At 71.8% G+C, this 16,665-nt stretch carries 14 protein-coding genes and 3 tRNA genes; 11 read left to right on the plus strand and 6 right to left on the minus strand.

Annotation, left to right across the window (positions count from 1 at the left end; translation table 11 throughout):
* The first annotated feature begins 46 nt into the window (after window positions 1-46).
* Together ACQP09_RS11015 and ACQP09_RS11020 are read left to right on the plus strand one after the other, a co-directional pair.
* The gene (locus tag ACQP09_RS11015; protein WP_433398014.1) at window positions 47-721 is read left to right on the plus strand and encodes a bifunctional DNA primase/polymerase; all 675 of its coding nucleotides are present in this window, start codon (window positions 47-49) and stop codon (window positions 719-721) included.
* Window positions 712-785 (plus strand) — tRNA-Lys (locus ACQP09_RS11020). Before ACQP09_RS11015 ends, ACQP09_RS11020 begins: the two co-directional genes overlap by 10 nt.
* A 62-nt stretch (window positions 786-847) precedes the next feature.
* Here the strand turns inward: ACQP09_RS11020 and ACQP09_RS11025 are convergent.
* Complete coding sequence (locus ACQP09_RS11025) at window positions 848-2,128, minus strand: M6 family metalloprotease domain-containing protein (RefSeq protein ID WP_433398015.1); 1,281 nt, start codon at window positions 2,126-2,128, stop codon at window positions 848-850.
* A gap of 365 nt (window positions 2,129-2,493) precedes the next feature.
* On the opposite strand from ACQP09_RS11025, the gene ACQP09_RS11030 reads away from it, so the two are divergent.
* A complete protein-coding gene (locus tag ACQP09_RS11030) occupies window positions 2,494-4,407 on the plus strand; it encodes a putative bifunctional diguanylate cyclase/phosphodiesterase (protein ID WP_433398017.1) in 1,914 nt (637 codons plus the stop codon).
* Window positions 4,408-4,426: 19 nt separating this feature from the next.
* Here the strand turns inward: ACQP09_RS11030 and ACQP09_RS11035 are convergent, their stop codons facing one another.
* Both ACQP09_RS11035 and ACQP09_RS11040 read right to left on the minus strand, forming a co-directional pair.
* Window positions 4,427-5,554, minus strand: a complete 1,128-nt coding sequence (locus tag ACQP09_RS11035; RefSeq protein WP_433398019.1) for an LLM class flavin-dependent oxidoreductase — start codon at window positions 5,552-5,554, stop codon at window positions 4,427-4,429.
* A 120-nt stretch (window positions 5,555-5,674) separates the two neighbouring features.
* Window positions 5,675-6,442 (minus strand): maleate cis-trans isomerase family protein, encoded by a 768-nt coding sequence (locus ACQP09_RS11040; protein WP_433398021.1) that lies wholly within the window; start codon window positions 6,440-6,442, stop codon window positions 5,675-5,677.
* A 212-nt stretch (window positions 6,443-6,654) separates the two neighbouring features.
* Between ACQP09_RS11040 and ACQP09_RS11045 the strand changes: the two genes are divergently transcribed.
* The 7 genes from ACQP09_RS11045 to ACQP09_RS11075 all read left to right on the plus strand — a co-directional run bounded on the left by ACQP09_RS11045 (window position 6,655) and on the right by ACQP09_RS11075 (window position 11,974).
* A complete protein-coding gene (locus ACQP09_RS11045; protein ID WP_433398023.1) occupies window positions 6,655-7,638 on the plus strand; it encodes a D-2-hydroxyacid dehydrogenase in 984 nt (327 codons plus the stop codon).
* A 148-nt stretch (window positions 7,639-7,786) separates the two neighbouring features.
* Window positions 7,787-8,689, plus strand: coding sequence for an ectoine/hydroxyectoine ABC transporter substrate-binding protein EhuB (ehuB, locus tag ACQP09_RS11050; RefSeq protein WP_433398024.1), 903 nt, complete (start codon window positions 7,787-7,789; stop codon window positions 8,687-8,689).
* An 18-nt stretch (window positions 8,690-8,707) separates the two neighbouring features.
* Entirely contained in the window at window positions 8,708-9,439 is a 732-nt protein-coding gene (ehuC, locus tag ACQP09_RS11055) for an ectoine/hydroxyectoine ABC transporter permease subunit EhuC (RefSeq protein ID WP_432152056.1), read from the plus strand.
* On the plus strand, window positions 9,436-10,077 hold the full coding sequence (gene ehuD / locus ACQP09_RS11060) for an ectoine/hydroxyectoine ABC transporter permease subunit EhuD (RefSeq protein ID WP_433398027.1): 642 nt from the start codon (window positions 9,436-9,438) through the stop codon (window positions 10,075-10,077). The genes ehuC and ehuD overlap by 4 nt, the downstream gene beginning before the upstream one ends.
* Entirely contained in the window at window positions 10,067-10,912 is an 846-nt protein-coding gene (gene ehuA / locus ACQP09_RS11065) for an ectoine/hydroxyectoine ABC transporter ATP-binding protein EhuA (protein WP_433398029.1), read from the plus strand. Before ehuD ends, ehuA begins: the two co-directional genes overlap by 11 nt.
* Window positions 10,913-11,079: 167 nt before the next feature.
* Window positions 11,080-11,838 carry an IclR family transcriptional regulator gene (locus ACQP09_RS11070; RefSeq protein WP_404058338.1) on the plus strand — a complete coding sequence of 253 codons (759 nt, stop codon included), beginning with the start codon at window positions 11,080-11,082 and terminating at the stop codon, window positions 11,836-11,838.
* Between the two features lie 62 nt (window positions 11,839-11,900).
* Window positions 11,901-11,974, plus strand: a tRNA-Lys gene (locus tag ACQP09_RS11075).
* 160 nt (window positions 11,975-12,134) lie between these two features.
* On the opposite strand, the gene ACQP09_RS11080 is transcribed toward ACQP09_RS11075, so the two are convergent.
* The 3 genes from ACQP09_RS11080 to ACQP09_RS11090 all read right to left on the minus strand — a co-directional run bounded on the left by ACQP09_RS11080 (window position 12,135) and on the right by ACQP09_RS11090 (window position 16,203).
* A complete protein-coding gene (locus ACQP09_RS11080) occupies window positions 12,135-12,725 on the minus strand; it encodes a lytic polysaccharide monooxygenase auxiliary activity family 9 protein (RefSeq protein WP_151510745.1) in 591 nt (196 codons plus the stop codon).
* Between the two features lie 223 nt (window positions 12,726-12,948).
* Window positions 12,949-14,832, minus strand: a complete 1,884-nt coding sequence (locus ACQP09_RS11085; protein WP_433398031.1) for an SPFH domain-containing protein — start codon at window positions 14,830-14,832, stop codon at window positions 12,949-12,951.
* A 78-nt stretch (window positions 14,833-14,910) separates the two neighbouring features.
* On the minus strand, window positions 14,911-16,203 hold the full coding sequence (locus ACQP09_RS11090; protein WP_433398033.1) for a peptidoglycan-binding protein: 1,293 nt from the start codon (window positions 16,201-16,203) through the stop codon (window positions 14,911-14,913).
* 192 nt (window positions 16,204-16,395) lie between these two features.
* On the opposite strand from ACQP09_RS11090, the gene ACQP09_RS11095 reads away from it, so the two are divergent.
* A tRNA-Lys gene (locus ACQP09_RS11095) sits at window positions 16,396-16,469 on the plus strand.
* Window positions 16,470-16,665: the final 196 nt, after the last annotated feature.

Genomic DNA, 16,665 nt, shown 5'->3' on the forward strand with positions numbered 1-16,665 from the left:
GCAACTCTCGGAATCAGCTCGGTCACTCCCGGTAGACCTTTTCTCCATGAGCGCTTGGCTGAAAGACGAAACGACCCTCCAGGCCGGCCCCGCCGCGCCCCACGCCGTCGACATCTTCGCCCTGCTGCGGGACCAGACCGGAGCGCACGCCGCGCAGGTGACCGCCGCCGGTGCCGCCTGGCTGGCGGGCGCCTCCGCCTACCCCCGCTCCACGCTCGCGCAGTGGGAGGAGCGCCCGGCCGCGCCCGGTGTGCTGCCGTGCGGCTCCCAGTTCGACGTCGTGAACGTGCCGGCGGTGTTCGGGCGGCGGATGGTGGAGCGGCTCTGGGCCGAGGGCCCCGGCACCGGTCCGGTGGCCGTGCACCGGGGCCGGATGCTGCTCTTCGCGGCCCCCGGGACGGCCCAGCGGCTGCCCTCGCTGCTGGCCTGGGAGGAGTGGGGTTCGGGGAGCGGTGCGCAGCGCGGCGAGGTGCCGCCGCTGCTCTGTCACGGCACCGGCGACGCCGTCACCGTACCGCCGCTGACCTGCCCGTCCGGTGGTTCAGGGCCGCGCTGGCTGGTGGCTCCGGACACCCGTAACCCGTGGTTGCCCGGGCCCGATGTGCTGCTCTGGGCCTGTGTCCGGGTGAGCCGGTCGGCGGTGGCTCAGGGGTCCGGGCATACGATTTTTCCTCGGGCCGATCAGGGTGCTAATGTCTACGACGTCAGCAGGCGCCGTTAGCTCAGTTGGTTAGAGCAGCTGACTCTTAATCAGCGGGTCCGGGGTTCGAGTCCCTGACGGCGCACCGACAGAAGAAGCCCCTCGCGGAAGCGGGGGGCTTCTTCGTGTTTCCGTGGTGTACGCGGCTCAGACTCCGGCCGTGATCCGTACCGTCCAGGAGCCGGACGGGGTGCGGTCGGCCACCTCCACCCGGGTGCGCTCGCCCGGCACGGTGTAGGTCTCGCCCTCCAGGAGCGGCGCGTCGGCGAGCGGCGGGTAGACCGAGCGGTCCCAGCAGGAGCCGGTCTCCGGGTGGGTGTCGATCACCTCGACCGGGCCGCCGCCGGAGGCCGTGGAGCCGCGGACCCGGTAGATCAGGATGCCTTCGGTGCAGGTGGAGCGGTCGTTGCCGGTGGCGCCGCGGGCCTCGATGGCCAGGACGCTGTCCTCGCCGGTCCGGACGACGGCCAGCCGTGTCCCGATCGACCCGCCGGGCACGGGCGCGGCGGCGATCGGTTCCAGGGTGAGATCGGCGGAGCCGCGTACGCAGACGACCTGCGGCCCGCCCAGCCAGCCGAGCTTCCACTTGTGCCAGCCGAAGAGGTCGGGCGCCAGGCCGAACTGGCTGCCCATGACGTCCCAGTCGCCGACGTAGGTGTCCCAGTCGCCCTTGCCGTCGGTGGGCCGGTGGTAGAGATCGGCCAGGTCGAAGACGTGCCCGGTCTCGTGGGCGAGGACGTTGCGGTCCGGCGGGTGCTGCTCGAAGACGGTGACGACCCGGCGGATGTCGGTCCCGTCGGCGCGCAGCGGCCGGTCGAAGTTGACGACCTTCGTGGCATCGGAGTCCACGCCCGGGGCGTCCGGGTCGGCGACCAGGTAGACGATGTCGTACGCCGAGAAGTCGACGTCCTTGTCGGCGGCGGCGATCGCGTCGCGCAGGTAGGCGGTGCGCTTCCTGGCGTCCCAGTCGCGCTCTATGCCGTACCAGGTGGAGGGGCGGGGCATCGGGGTCCAGCTGCGCTGCGGGTGCGGGCGCAAGGTGAATCTGCCGTAGCTGGCGCGCTCGAAGAAGCGGGTGGTGGCGGGGAAGTGGTCGGCGGTGAGCACCTCGGGGGTGAGGGCGGGTTCGGCGTCCGGGAACGACAGGAAGATCATGACCGCGTCGAGGTGGCGGTCGGGCTGCGGGTAGGCGCTGTTCCAGCTGTCCAGGCCCAGCGAGTGGTGCGCCTCCGTCCTGCGGAGCTCGCACGGGGCCGCGTCCCGTACGGCGGCCGCGGCGGGTCCGGCGACGAGCGAGGTGGCGGCGAGCGCCAGAAGGGAGGTCAGAGCGGCCGCGAGACTGCGCAGCTTCCACCGCTCCGCTCCCCCGGGCTCGGGCTCACGCTGCACATCGACCTCCGGCTGGGGAACGCGGTACGTGTCGTCCACCCTGTGCCGGTTCAGGGGGATGCGTCCTGTTGTGCTGCCCCACACGGGTCACAGGAGCCCCACGGGTCGCAGGTTCGACCGCTCGACGCCACCCAACCCCTGACCTTCACGGAACGTCACCATCGGTCGGATCGACACCCGGATGCAACAGAACCGCTCAGAAACCATCAGGAGCGGGCAAAGCGGAACGGCGCAGACCGGCCGTTCGCACAACCAGTGGCCGGATGCGAGCTGGAACGCCCGACGCGCCACCCTCTATGCTTCACCACGCTTTCCCGCGTGGATCGGGCCCCTTCACGGGTTCACCACCCGGTGCCCTGTCCGACCCCACCTGTTCACGACAACCTTCACAGCGGGAGCGAGCGGTGAGCGGAACCTCCGAAGGGCCCAGGGCCCCGGCAGGCACATCCCCGGACGCCGTGGCCCCACCGGTCACGGAGCGTCATACGGCACGCCGGGCCCCGGCGCGTACGGCACCGCCCGCCGAGCCGCTCCGGGACCCGGCGGACACCGCCGCCGCCGAGCTGCGCGACCACCGGGCCGCCTTCAACGCCGCCACGCTCCCGATGGCCGTCGTGGACGGCCGGGGCGGACGGATCGTCCGGGCCAACGAAGCTCTCGGCGGTCTCCTCGGTACGACGGCGGGGGCGCTGGCCGACCGGCAGGCGTGCGAGCTGGTGGATCTGGCCTCCGACGACCGCACCTGGCACGCCTACCGCGAGGTGCTCCAGGGCCGCCGCTCCCGCTTCCGCTGCACCCGCCGCCTCAAGCACCCCGACGGCCGCACGCTGTGGGCCGAGGTCACCGTCGTACCGATGACGGGAACGTCGGCGGAGGAGCCCGCGCGGGTCCTGCTGACGGTGGCCGATATCAGCGACCGGCGCGAGCTCCAGGACCGGCTGCGCCACCTCCAGATGCATGACCCGGTGACCCGGCTGCCCAACCGGACGCTGTTCTTCGAGCGGCTCTCGGTGGCCCTGGAGACCCCGCCGTACCAGGACGACTCGATGCTCCCGCGCCACGGCCGGATCGGGCTCTGCTACCTGGACCTGGACGGCTTCAAGGCCATCAACGACACGCTCGGCCACCGGATCGGCGACCGGCTGCTGGCCGCCGTCGCCGGACGCCTCAACGACTGCGCCGAGAGCGACGCGAGCCGCAGCCCGGGCGGCAGCCGGCTGGTGGCGCGGATGGGCGGCGACGAGTTCGCGATCCTGGTGGAGGACTCCGGCGGTACGGAGGCACTCACCGAGCTGGCCCGCTCGGTCCTGGCCGCCCTCCAGCACCCGTTCGACCTGGCCGGGCACCGGCTCTCCGTCTCCGCCTCGATCGGCGTGGTGGAGCGGCCGGTGGCGGGCGTCTCGCCGACCGGTCTGATGCAGGCCGCCGACACCACGCTGTACTGGGCCAAGGCCGACGGCCGGGCCCGCTGGACCCTCTTCGACCCCGAGCGCAACGCCCACCGCATGACCCGCCAGGCCCTCTCCTCCACCCTCCGGCCCGCCGTGGAGCGCGGCGAGTTCACGCTGGAGTACCAGCCGCTCGTCGGCATGGCGGACGGCGTGGTGCGCGGCGTGGAGGCGCTGGTGCGCTGGAACCACCCGCAGTTCGGCGTGCTCTCGCCGAATCGGTTCGTCGGGATCGCCGAGGAGGACGGCTCGATCGTCCAGCTCGGACAGTGGATCCTGCGCACCGCGTGCCGCCAGGCGCGCCGCTGGCAGCTGGACCACCCGGACGAGCCCGCGCTCTTCATCAGCGTCAATGTCGCCGTACGCCAGGTCTGGGACTCCGACCTGGTGGCGGACGTGGCGCAGATCCTCAACGAGACGGGCCTCGCGCCCGGCCTGCTCCAGCTGGAGCTGACCGAGTCCGCGGTGATGGGCTCCGGCGGCCGTCCGCTGCGCGCGCTCCAGGCGCTGAGCGACATGGGCGTACGGATCGCCATCGACGACTTCGGGACGGGGTACTCCAACCTCGCCTACCTGAGCCGGCTGCCCGTCTCCGTCCTGAAGCTGGACGGGGCGTTCGTGAAGGGCTTCCGGTACGAGGACGGTACGCATCCGAGCCCGGCCGACGAGACGATCGTGGAGGCGATGGTGCAGCTGGCGCACCGCCTGGGCCTGACCGTCACCGCGGAGTGCGTGGAGACGGCCGGGCAGGCGGAGCGGCTGCGCCGGATCGGCTGCGACACCGGGCAGGGGTGGCTGTACTCGCGGGCCGTGGCGCCGGAGCTGATCGCGGCGCTGATCACGGCCCGGCCGGCGGCTGAGCAGGCTTGAGGGCCTACGGCCGTACGGCTCAGGCGCCGCGCGGCAGCCCGTACGCGTCCGCGATGAGCTCGTAGCTGCGCAGCCGCGCCTCGCCGCCGTGCGCGTTGGCGGTGATCATCAGCTCGTCGGCGCCGGTGCGCTTGGCCAGGTCGTCCAGGCCGGTGCGGACCTCGTCGGCGGTGCCGTGGACGACGTTGGCGAGCCAGCCGTCGACGAACTCCCGCTCCATCGGCGAGAAGTCGTACGCGGCCGCCTCCTCCGGACTCGGGATCAGCCCGGGCCGGCCGGTGCGCAGCCGGACCATGGAGAGCGCGCCGGTCAGCACCTGGCGGCGGGCCTCGCGCTCGTCGTCGGCGGCCAGCGCGGAGACGCCGATCAGCGCGTACGGGGCGTCCAGCACGGCGGAAGGCCGGAAGGAGCTGCGGTACAGGTCGAGCGCCGGGATCGTGTTCTGCGCCGAGAAGTGGTGCGCGAAGGCGAACGGCAGCCCGAGCGTGCCGGCCAGCCGGGCGCTGAAGCCGGAGGAGCCGAGCAGCCAGACCGGCGGGCGGTGCGCGGACTGCACCCCGCCGTCGGCGGTCGCCTGGACCGGGCCGGGTACGGCGTGGATGCGGGCGTACGGGTGGCCGTCGGGGAAGTCGTCGTCCAGGAACCGGATGAGTTCCATCAACTGCTGGGGAAAGTCGTCGGCGCCCTCGTTGAGCCGGTCGCTGCGGCGCAGGGCGGCGGCCGTCGCGCCGTCGGTGCCGGGGGCCCGGCCGAGGCCCAGGTCGACCCGGCCGGGGGCCATCGCCTCCAGGGTGCCGAACTGCTCCGCGATCACCAGCGGGGCGTGGTTGGGCAGCATGACGCCGCCCGAGCCGAGCCGGATGCGGTCGGTGTGGGCGGCGATGTGCGCGAGGATCACGGCCGGGGAGGACGAGGCGACCCCGGGCATGGAGTGGTGCTCGGCGACCCAGTAGCGGTGGAATCCGCGGCTCTCGGTGAGCTTCGCGATCTCGACGCCGGTGCGCAGGGCCTGGGTCGCGGTGCGGCCCTGCCCCACGGTCACCAGGTCGAGCACGGAGAGCGGTACGGGGGCGGTGCCCGCCGCCGTACCCCGGATTCCGTCGCCGCCCGTCCCGTCGCCCGTGTTCCCGCCTCGGATCTCGTCCACGTGTCGGCCCTCTCCCGGTGCTGCTCGTCCTGCGGCTGCGTATACGTCTGCGTACCGAAGGCGTACAACAGGAGGAGGTCTCCGTTTATTCCGGGAGGGGTGCCAGGGGGGCGGGCCGCGCTACTCCCGTACCTCGATGCCCTTCGGCTCCACCGTGCCCGGGGCCGGCGGGCGGGTGGCGAAGAGCGTGCCGAGCGTCGGGGCCCAGACGCGGCGGTCGGTGAGCCGCAGGCCCTCCCAGACGCTCACCTGGCTCGCCGTGAGGACCGGCTTGCCGACCGCCTCCTCCAGCTCCGGGATGGACGCGGCCGTGTGCAGCGCCGCGTCCGGGAGCAGCAGCACCTCGGCGTCCGGATGGTCCGCGGCGAGGGCCAGCTCCCTGACCTGCTCCGGCCCCAGCCCCGCGACCTCGGCGTCCGTGGTGAGACCCGTGCTGTGCGAGGCCACCACCTCCACGCCGCCCGCCACCAGGAACTCCGCGACGAGCACCGTGATGTCCTCCGGCCAGGCGGCGCCGACCGCGACCCGGGACGCGCCCAGCTCCCGTACGGCGTGGACGAAGCCGAAGCCGGTGCTGGAGGCGGGCAGGCCCGCGCTCCGGGCGAGGGTGGCGATCTGGTTGTGGGCGCCGGCCCAGCCGTACACGAAGCTGCCGCCGGGGCTCGCCCAGACGAGCGCCTCCGCGCCCGCGAGCCGCAGCTCCTCGGTGCCCTCGGCGAGCCGGTCCGGCGCACCGGACTCCAGCAGCGAGCCGCGCCGGTAGGAGTCCTCGGCCACCTCGGTGGAGAACAGCGGCAGCCTGATGTCCGTGTCGAGCGTGATCTCGATCCGCGGGAAGTCGTCCTCGGCGGCGTGGCCCGGGTAGAGAAGTCCTACGGTCGTGGTCATGTTCACCCTTCCTTCGCGTCGGACGCCGAAAGCCACTGGTGCCCCTGGCCCTGTCAAGTATTCCCCCGGTGGCGCGGTCGCGGCGGGTCGGCGGGGCGCGCCACGGGCCGTGTTGACGGGCGCGGGAGCGGCTGCGAGCGTGGTCGGTACGGAGATCATGGTCCTGCCTGTGCCTACGCCGGCCTGCGACGTTGCGGAGTGATGAGCCACCGATGCCGGAACCCGTCGTTCTCGTCCTCGACGCCGATCCCTCCCCGCGCCTCGGCCGGCTGACCGGCCGGGCCCGTGTGGTGCGCACGGACGCGGCGGGGCTCGCCGCCCGGCTGCCGGACGCCGATGTGCTGCTGGTGTGGGACTTCACCTCCGACGCGGTACGGGAGGCCTGGCCCGGCGAAGGGGCGCGGCCGCGCTGGGTGCACACGGCGAGCGCGGGGGTGGACCGGCTGCTCTGCCCGGAGCTGGTGGCCTCCGACACCGTGGTGACCAACGCGCGGGGCGTCTTCGAGCGGCCGATCGCGGAGTACGTGGCCGGGTTGGTGCTGGCCTTCGCCAAGGACCTGCCCACCACCCTCGCCCTCCAGCGGGAGCGGCGCTGGCACCACCGGGAGGGGCAGCAGGTGGCCGGTTCGCGGGCGGTGGTCGTCGGCGCGGGCCCGATCGGCCGCGAGATCACCCGACTGCTGCACGGCCTGGGCGTCCAGGTGGCGCTGGTGGGCCGGACCGCCCGGCGCACCATCCACGGCGTCGAGGACCTGGACCCGCTGGCGGCGCGGGCGGACTGGGTGATCTCGGCGGTGCCGCTGACGCCGTCGACGTACGGCATGTTCGACACCCGCTTCTTCGGGCTGCTCCAGCCCTCGGCCCGGTTCATCAACGTGGGGCGGGGGGCGAGCGTGGTGGAGGCGGACCTGGTGTCGGCGCTGGAGCGGCGCTGGCTGGCGGGGGCGGCGCTGGACGTATTCGACGATGAACCGCTGGGCGAGGAAAGCCCGTTGTGGGACGTTCCGGGGCTGCTGGTCTCGCCGCATCTGAGCGGGGACACGGTCGGCTGGCGGGACCGGCTCGGTGAGCAGTTCGTGACGATGTACGAACTATGGGCGGATGGTGGCCCGTTGCCCAACGTGGTCGACAAGGAACGGGGTTACGTGCCGTCGACCGACAACTCCGCAGAGGAAGAAGGCTCCTCACCGGAGTGACCTCGTCACCCTCCGCCCGTACCAGGCCACGGGAAGGTCACCCTCCGGCCACCGTTCGGTTACATGGACCGGCTTCCTGCATAGACGTACGGGATCGGGCAGGCGCTCACCCTGTCCGGACTGTTCGACCTCCAGGAGATCGCGAACCATGGCTGACTTTCCTCACCTTTCCCGCCGGGGCTTCCTCAACCGATCGGCGGCCGTGGGTGGCCTCCTGGTCGTTCCCGGGCTCCTGACCGCCTGCAGCAAGACCGACGCGGGCGCGGCCACCGGCGCGGGCGCCCTCGACAAGCTCCGCGAGCAGGGCTTCGTACGGGTGGCGTACGCCAACGAGGCGCCGTACGGGTACATGGAGGGCAAGGAGCTGAAGGGCGAGGCGCCGACGCTGCACCGGGAGATCTTCCAGGCGCTCGGGGTCAAGGAGCTGAAGCCGACGCTCTCCGAGTGGGACGGGCTGATCCCGGGGCTCCAGGCCGGGAAGTACGACGTGGTCAGCGCGGGTATGGCCATCACGCCGGAGCGCTGCGGCAACGCGATCTTCTCCGAGCCGGAGTTCATCTCGCCGACCGCGCTGATGGTGCGGAAGGGCAACCCGAAGAAGGTCACCGACCTGGAGTCCGCCAAGGAGGCCGGGATCACCATCGGCGTCATGTCCGGTGCGGTGGAAGGCGGTTACGCCAAGGGTGCGGGCATACCCGAGGGCAAGATCAAGACGTTGCAGAAGCCGCAGGACGGGGCCGACGCGGTGAAGGGCGGCCGGGTCGACGCGTTCCTGCTCACCGGTATCTCGCTGCGCTGGCTGGCGAAGACCAACCCGGAGACCGAGGTGACCGAGCCGTTCGTGCCGCAGATCGACGGCAACGCGCAGTTCTCGCCCGGTGGCGCGGTGTTCCGCAAGGGCAACGAGGACCTGCGGGACTCCTTCAACCGCGAGCTGAAGAAGATCGTGTCGGACCGCTCGCGCTATGTGCAGCTGCTGGAGCCGTACGGGTTCGGCGAGTCGGAGATCCCGCCCGTCGATCTGAAGACCGCGGATCTGTGCAAGGGCTGACGGGGCGGACGCACACGCATGAGTGACTTCTTCTCGCTCCTCGCCGAGGAGTTCCCGCAGGTCCGCTCGGGTCTGTGGGTGACGCTCCAGGCCACGGTCCTGGGCGCGCTGCTGGCCGGGGTGCTGGCCTTCGCGCTGGGACTGATGGCGGGCAGCCGGCTGCTCCTGGCCCGTGGGTTCTCCCGGGTGGTCGTGGAGTTCTTCCGTGGCACCTCCCTCTACATCCAGCTCTTCTGGCTCTACTACGCGATGCCGCTCGTGACCGGCTACGAACTGACCCCGGTGGTCTGCGGAGTGGTCGCGTTCGGCCTCAACTTCGGTGCGTACGGCGCCGAAGTGGTGCGCGGCGCCATCAACTCCGTACCGCGCGCGCAGTACGAGGCGGCCATCGCACTCAACCTGTCGCCTTCCAGGCGGCTGTGGAAGGTGATCCTGCCGCAGGCCTGGGTGCAGATGATCCCGAGCTTCACCAATCTGCTGATCCAGCTGCTGAAGGCGACGCCGCTGCTGTGGCTGATCTCGGCGGCCGATCTGATGACGGTGGTCCAGACGCTGCGCGACCGCACCGGTGAGACCCTCACCGCCTATCTGACCCTGCTGGCCGCCTACTTCGTGCTGGCCTACGCACTGACGATGCTGATGAACCTGCTGGAGCGGAGCGCCAAGCGGCGGCTCGGCCTGGACACCGGCGCGAAGAGCCTGTTCAAGAGCCGCAGCGCGACCACGGCCGCCGCGGGAGGTGTCCGGTGAACAGTTTCGACTGGAACGCGGTCCAGGATTCCCTGCCGCTGCTGCTGGAAGGGTTCCGCGTCACGCTGCTCGCCACCGTGCTCGGCACGCTGGTGGCGGCCGTGCTGGGCCTGGCCGTCGCGGTGGCGGGACGCGCGCCGAGCAGGTTCGTGACGGTCCCGGTGCGGGCCGTCACGGAGTTCGTCCGCTCCACCCCGCTGCTGGTCCAACTGGTCGGTGCGGCGGCCCTGTTCAACACGGTCGAGCCGCTGTACATCGGCATCGCGGTGCTCGGCGTCCACTACGCGGCGTACACCTCCGAGGTCTACCGGGCCGGGATCGACGGCGTACCGAAGGGCCAGTGGGAGGCGTGCCGCGCGCTGTCGCTGCCGCCCCGGCGCACCTGGCAGGCCGTGATCCTGCCGCAGGCGGTGCGCAACGTGCTGCCCGCCCTCGGGAACTACGCGGTCTCGATGTTCAAGGAGACCCCGTTCCTCGCCGTGATCACGGTGCAGGAGATGGTCTTCGAGGCCCGGAAGTACGGCGCCGACAACTTCGCGTACACCGAGGTCTTCACCCTCGCCGGCCTGATCTTCCTGGTCGCGAGCTACCCCACGTCGCTGTTGATGAGAAAGCTGGAGAAGCGCCTTGGCCACTGAACCCCTGCCCCTGCGGAAGACGGAGGCCCCGGCACCTGAGGACGCCGTCCCGGCGGCCGGGAGCACGGGCGAGCCGCTGGTCCGCTTCGAGAAGGTGGTCAAGCGGTACGGCGACCATGTGGTCCTGGACCAGCTGGACTTCACCGTGGACCGCGGCGAGCACGTCACCCTGATCGGGCCCAGCGGCTCCGGCAAGACCACGATCCTGCGGCTGCTGATGACGCTGGAGAAGGTCAGCGACGGCGTGATCTGGGTCGACGGCTCGCCGCTCTCCCACGTCCGCACCCCGGACGGCGGACTGAAGCCGGCCGGCGAGAAGCAGCTGCGGGAGTCCCGGAAGAAGATCGGGATGGTCTTCCAGCAGTTCAACCTCTTCCCGAACATGAAGGTGCTCCAGAACATCACCGAGGCGCCGGTCAGCGTCCTCGGCAAGGAGCGCGAGGAGGCGGAGGCCCGGGCCCGGGAGCTGCTGGAGCTGGTGGGGCTCTCCGACAAGGTCGACGCCCACCCCTCCCAGCTCTCCGGCGGCCAGCAGCAGCGCGTGGCGATCGCGCGGGCGCTGGCGATGGAGCCGGAGATCCTGCTGCTCGACGAGGTGACCTCCGCGCTCGACCCGGAGCTGGTGGCCGGCGTGCTGGAGCTGCTCGGCGACATCGCGCGGAACACCGACATCACCATGGTCTGCGTGACCCACGAGATGAACTTCGCCCGGGACGTCTCGGAGAAGGTCCTGATGTTCGACGCGGGCCGGGTCGTGGAGTCCGGGACGCCGGAGAAAATCTTCTCCGATCCGTCGCACGAACGTACGCGCGAGTTCCTCAACGCGGTGCTGTGACCTCGGAGTTGCTCGTCCGGTCATGACTCTGGCATATGCCAGAAGGGTGCGCCCCTGCTGACAGGGCCGGGGCGCCCCTACTGACTCGTCGACCGCCACCCCGAAAGCGCGGCCCGGCCGCTATCGTGGGGCCGAAGCTTGCGGTCACAACCTTGTAGGGGGACACCGTGGCGTTGAAGCCCGAGCCGACCGCACCGTTCCACTCGGTGCAGTACGCCCTGCGCGTGCTCGAAGCGGTCTCCCGGCACGGCGACGGTGTGACCGACGCGCAGATCTCCCGGGAGACGGGCCTGCCGGCCGGCCACCTCGCCCCGCTGCTCCTGACGCTGCGCCGCGAGGGATACGTGGAGCAGATCAGCGACGGCGCGTACGTCATAGGGGCCTCGCTGCTGCTCCTCGGCTCCGGCGCGGCCCGCCGCCAGGCCCTGGAGGGCCGGCTCCAGCAGGCCCTGGACCAGCTGCGCGACTCGGTCGGCGCCGCCGTCTACCTCAGTCGGTACGTGGACGGTGAGATCAGCGTCACCCAGGTCGCCGACGGCCCGCTCACGCCGGCGGTCAACGAATGGGTCGACTTCCGCTCCTCCGCGCACGCCAGCGCGGTCGGCAAGTGCCTGCTGGGCCAGCTCGACCACGAGGCGCGGCGCGACCACCTCTCCCGGCACAAGATCGCCCGGCTCACCTCGCGGACGATCACCAGCGAGAAGGTGCTCCTGGCCAAGCTGGACGCGCAGCCCGCCACGGTCCCGGTGCTCGACCTCCAGGAGTACGCGGTGGGCACGGTCTGCGCTGCGGTGCCGCTGACGGCCGGGGCCACCGCCGGATGCCTGGCCCTGTCGCTGCCGGTCGAGGACGCCCACCGGCTCCGCGAGGCGGCGGACACGCTGAACCGGCGCGCGGCCCCGGTGCTGCTGTCGCTGGCGCTGTAGAGCCCCTGGTCGGGGGTGTCATCAGCACCCCTGAGGACCAGGTATTATTTTCGAGTCAGCAGGCGCCGTTAGCTCAGTTGGTTAGAGCAGCTGACTCTTAATCAGCGGGTCCGGGGTTCGAGTCCCTGACGGCGCACGACACATGCCTGTGGGCGGTCTCCTTCACGGAGACCGCCCACAGTGCTGTTCCCGGCCCGGTTCAGCAGCCGCCCACCGCAACGGCGGCCCCGGCTCAGGGCCGCCGTGTCGAGCCACAGCGGAAATCCACAGGCGCCCTACGGGCTACCCGCGGGTGATCAGAACCTCACGTCCGAGCACGCGTAGAACGCGTTGGTCGTGTCCGCGACGTTCCACACGGCGAGGATGATGTGCTTGCCGGTCTTCTGGGTGGGGATCGTGCCCTGGTGGGTCAGCGTGGCCGGCGGCTGCTGGCTCCCGTACGGCACGGTCATGAAGGGCTGCGATTCGAGCGCGGCCCGGGTGAGCGGCTTGGTGGAGTCCCAGCCGTTCTTGGTGATGTAGTAGCGGAAGTCGCTCGTACGGTGACGAGCGGTGAACTGCCAGCGGAAGCTGTAGCCCTGTCCGCCGGTGACCTGGGTGGCGGGCCAGTTGCCGCCACGCGGGTCGTCGAGCTGGGCGAACTGTCCGTTGCCGCCGGCGCAGATCTTGCCGTCGGCGGGACCCGAGGCCGGGAAGCCCTTGGGGCCCTCGACGCTCTGGGGCTCCCACTGGATGTTGCCGCAGCCGGTGACCGTGCCGTTGGCACAGAGTTTCTGCCGGCTGATGGGGGAGTCCGTGTAGCCGTGACTGCTGGCACTGGTGGTCGCGAGGACGGAGACGCCCGCTATCGCCAGGCCGATCACGGCCGCGCTTGCCTTTTTCCGCATTGCTGTCGCTCCTCTAGAACGTGGGGGAGGTTCCATGAGCATTGCTCGACATGCTGCGCGCTTGGTGCGTGGTGGGTGGGTACTGCGGTCTAGACCAAGTCTTAGATTATTGACGCCGCATGAACATGTCCAGACCAATGAGCATCGGATTCCGGAGCGGCCGAAGGGGCCCGGAGTGAAGTCTCCGGGCCCCTGGGGACGTTGACGCGGCGCTGATCATCCGTCAGACGCTGTCGCCTCCGCCGGTGCGGCCGGTGTAGAAGGCAACCGTCAAGTCCTTGACCAGCGCTTTACGTTCGTAGTCGTCGAGGTCGACGATGCCGCGCGTGGTGAGCCGGTTCACGGTGTCGTCGACCGCGTCCACCACCGAAGTCAGCACGCTGTCCCGGTGTTTGGCGTCGATGGCGGCGATCCGCCGCCGCTGCATCGCCGCCGCGACCTCGGGGGCGTACTCGATCCCGGTCGGCTGCGCCGAGTACACCTCCACGCCGACCGGCTCGCAGTCCGCCTTGAGCATCCGGGTCAGTGCGTCGCCGACCGCCTCCGCGTCACGGAGGGTGGGGGCGTCCTCGTGGAACGCGTCGGCGGGCAGCTGCGAGAGGACCCGGGCCATGGCGGACTCGACCTGCGCGCTCAGATACGCCTCGTGGTCCTCGATGCCGAGGGCCGCGCGCACGGTGTCCTTGATCCGCCAGACCACCAGGACCACGACCCGCAGCGCGGTGCCGTTGGCGTCGACGGCGGGGAGCGGTTCGCTGCGCCAGTGCCGCAGGCGTACGTCGACGCGGCGGCGCAGCAGCAGGGGCGAGACCCAGACCAGGCCGGTGCGGCGGACGCTCCCCCGGTAGTCGCCGAAGAGCGTGAGCACCCAGGCGTACCCGACGCGGCCGCGGCCGAGGCCGCCGAGGGCCAGGACGACCACGGTGACCAGGAGGGCGAGACCGGCCCAGACGCCGACGCCGATGCCCTCGTACGGGCGGGGGGCGAGGCCGACGGCGCTCTGCGCGGCGGCGGGGAGGGCGCCGCGCCACCACAGGAGGGCCAGTACGCCGAGGAGTCCGGCGGCTCCGGCGAGCAGGGCGGCGTAACCGGGGAGGGCGGGGCCGGGACGCTCGACGAGGCGCGGGTCGGCGAGGGGGGCGGGGCGGGTGGGGGGCTCGACGCGGGGGTGCGGGGAGCGGGGGCGGGGGGTGGTCCTGGCGGTGGCGGGGCGGGCGACGGTGGTCGGGAGGGCGGTGGGTTCGGGCTGCTCCGGGTCGTCCCGGAAGAGGAGGTGGACGGGGATGGCGGCGGTGGACTCGCCCGCGATGACGGAGTGGCGGCGGGGGGAGGGCGGGGGCTGGGGGGCGGGTACGGAGACGGAGACCGTGGCGGAGGTGGCGCGGGCGCCGTTGGCCAGGTCCAGGACGAGGTCGAGGTCCTTGAGCGCGGCGTTGTCCGCGCGTGCGGCGGGGGCCGCGTCCTTGGGCTCGGCGTTGTCCGCGCGTGCGGCGGGGGCCGCGTCCTTGGGCTCGGCGTTGTCCGCCTGCGCGGCGGGGGCGGGGTCCGGGCGGGGGCCTGCCTCTTCGCCGTACGCCGGGAGCGGGGTCCACTCGGCCGAGGGTTCCGTCCTCAGACGCCGGACGGGCTGGGAGTGCGGGCGGACCGGCTGAGAGGGCTGCGGGGGCGGGGTGAACTGGTCCAGGTGGAGGCTGCGGCCCGGGTGGGCCAGGCTGACCAGCTTCAGCGGGGGCGGTGCGCCGGGCTCGTCCGTCGCGGCCTCCGGGGCCGGGGCTTCCGTCTCGTCCGTCGCCGTCTCCGGGGCCGGGGCTTCCGTCTCGTCCGTCACCGTCTCCGGGGCCGGTGCGCCGGGCTCGTCCGTCGCCGCCTCCGGAGCCGGCGTAACGGTCTCACCCGCCGCCTCCGGGGCCGGGTCGTCAAGGCCGCCCGTAACCTTCGGTCCCCCCTCCCCCGCCGGTGTCTCCTCCCTCCGGCGGAACAGCGGCGGTGGGGTGACCGGGGACGGCTGGTGCAGGGCCACGCCGTCCACCAAGGGCATCGGGGTCTCGCCGCCGGAGGGGCGGGGGTCGTGGTCGGTCAGCGGGTGGGGGTTCTGGTCTGGGGTCACCGGTTCCCGGTTCCTTTCCGTCATCCGTCGGGTCCGTCGAGTCCGTCGGTTCCATCGGGTCCGTCAGGTCTTCACGCCTCAGGCGAACAGGCGGCGCCAGGTCTCCGGGCCCGGGTAGCCGTCGGCCTCGGCGCCGCGCCAGCCCTGGGCTCGCTGGAACGCCTCGACGTTGCGGCGGTCCGCCTCGGTCCAGCGGGGGTCGGGGCCCGACACGTAGTGCTTGCCGTATCCCTTCTTCACCAACTGTCTGCCGAGCCGCTCGACATGGCTGTTGGACCGACCCGGCTGGAAATGGCCGCGCCCGGGGAAGACCACCGCGGTGTTCGGGCTGCCGCCCGTGGTCGCGGCCGGGATGTCACGGCCCGCCCCCGTGGTCAGCAGGCGCCAGGTGTCCGGGCCCGGGAGGCCGTCCGCCTCCGCGCCCTTCCACCCCTGGGCCTGCTGGAACGCCTGCGTGGCCCGCCGGTCGGCCGCGCTCCACACCGGGCCGGGCCCGATCTCGTAGAACCGTTTTCCGCCACGGGCCACCAGCATCTCGCCGAGCCGGGTGACGTCCGCGTTGTTCGCACCGGGGCCGAACCGGCCCGCTCCGGGGAAGGCGGTGGAGGAGCCCGAGCCGGGTGTGCCGGCGCCGACGCCCTTGTAGCGGTAGGCGACGTACCGGTCGGAGTTGTTCCAGTACGCCATGGGCGTCGACTGCTTCCGCGTCTTCGGGCGCGCCTGCTCGTAGGCGATGTAGTGGGTGCGCGTGTGGTCGCTCCAGCCGCCGAAGATCGTGACGTGGGAGCCCTTGGAGGGGTCGGCCGGGTTGTGGAAGAGGAGCATGTCGCCGGGCTGGAGGTCGGCGCGGGCGATCCGGGTCCCGTAGTTCGCGAGGCTGCCGGTCCATTCGTTGGTGCCGAGGTTCCAGGCCATCGAGACATAGCCGGAGCAGTCCTGGCGGTACCCGTCCGACCAGTACTTCTCCATGCTGTACGGGACCTTCGCGGCGACCCACTGCTTGGCCCGGTTGATGATCTCGGCCCGGGTGGTCTTGCGCAGGACCGCGCTGTCCGACGGCGGCCCGGAGGCGCCGGACCCCTTCAGCGGACCCTTCTCGCCCTGCGGGGTGTCCGGTACGGGGTCGGGGTCCTCGGTGATCCGGGGGGCGCCGGTGCGGTGGCCGGCGGCGGCCGCGGCTCCGGCGGCCCCGCAGGAGAGGGCCACCCCGGCGGCGGTGGCCAGGACCAGGGCGCGGCGCGCGCCGTGCGCGGCGGGGTGGCCGCCGTACCGCAGCGCGACCGCCCGCGCGGCGGTCCGCCGCTGCAGGGCGCACCCCGTACAGGTGCAGTCGATGGCGGGCTCGTACTCCTCGAAGACCGGCACAGTCATGCGATGTCCCCTCCGCACTCGTCACTCGTCAAGATCTTTGGGCGCAGCTGCGACGGGTGTCAGTGTCTCAACTCTCCCGACATAAGGCATTTTGACGGACCAATGAGAAAAACGACCATCTGACAGGGCGTGGCGGCAGGTAAATGGTCCGGAGCACCCGCCGGAGTCGGGTAGAGTTCTCCAGGTCAGCAGGCGCCGTTAGCTCAGTTGGTTAGAGCAGCTGACTCTTAATCAGCGGGTCCGGGGTTCGAGTCCCTGACGGCGCACGCACCATCAAGGCCCCCTCACCGAGCGTGAGGGGGCCTTGATCATTCCCTGGTTCGCGACCACCGACACCGGAACGATGCCAACGCAACGCGACGGCAGAGGTGCGGAGCGTCACGAATCGACGCCGGGGCGGCTCCGGGGCGCTCGTCGCCACTTCGTCACGCCCCTGCCACCAGGGCTGCACAGATCGACATG

It is taken from the genome of Streptomyces sp. CA-146814 (assembly GCF_050942385.1).
Lineage (GTDB): Bacteria > Actinomycetota > Actinomycetes > Streptomycetales > Streptomycetaceae > Streptomyces.